The sequence below is a fragment of the Oleiphilus sp. HI0066 genome, from assembly GCF_001635725.1.
This window is the reverse complement of the sequence record NZ_LWFH01001823.1, coordinates 1-690: the sequence shown is the minus strand read 5'-3', so window position 1 is coordinate 690 and position 690 is coordinate 1. Positions and strand designations below refer to the sequence as shown.

Genomic DNA, 690 nt, shown 5'->3' with positions numbered 1-690 from the left:
ATGTCTCAAACCCATCCGAGAATAATGTCGCTTCGATACGAGCAGTTCTATCATCAAGCGTTACGAAACACATTGTTTGGCCGCGCTTGTTTTTCATCAAGCGAAGATCTACCACCAGACCGGCAATAGCGATTTTGTTTTTGCTTGGTTTTAAATCGACAATCGCGCTGCGCGCAAAACGACGCACTTCTTTTTCATACTCATCAAAAGGATGCCCCGTGAGGTAAAGACCTAAAGTGTCTTTTTCAAAACCAAGGCGCTGCTTTTCAGGCCATTCTTTTAGTCCTTCAGAGCGCTGATATACATCATCTACCGTTTCGTCTGGCACAACAGCACCGAACAAATCCGTCATACCCGAATTTTGGTTACGCGCATTTTGATCTGCACGCTGCACTGCCTCTTCAATCGTCGCCATCAAACGTGCGCGATTCGGGCCGATAGAATCAAGCGCTCCGGCGTAAATCAAAGCCTCTAGAGCACGTTTATTTACCTTTCTGAGATCCACGCGATCGCAGAAATCAAACAGGTTTTTAAACGGCCCATCTTTTTTCCGGGCTTCTAGAATACTTTCAACAGGACCTTCACCTAGTCCTTTAACCGCACCAAGCCCATATACAACTTGACCTTGCTCATCCACGGTAAAGGTGTAGTCACTGACATTCACGTTTGGCAGTACAATGGGCAACTTCA

1 pseudogene is annotated in these 690 nt (G+C 46.2%); it reads right to left on the bottom strand.

The features are described from left to right. Positions 1-690, bottom strand: a pseudogene (locus tag A3738_RS28365) (DNA polymerase III subunit alpha); the annotation flags it as partial.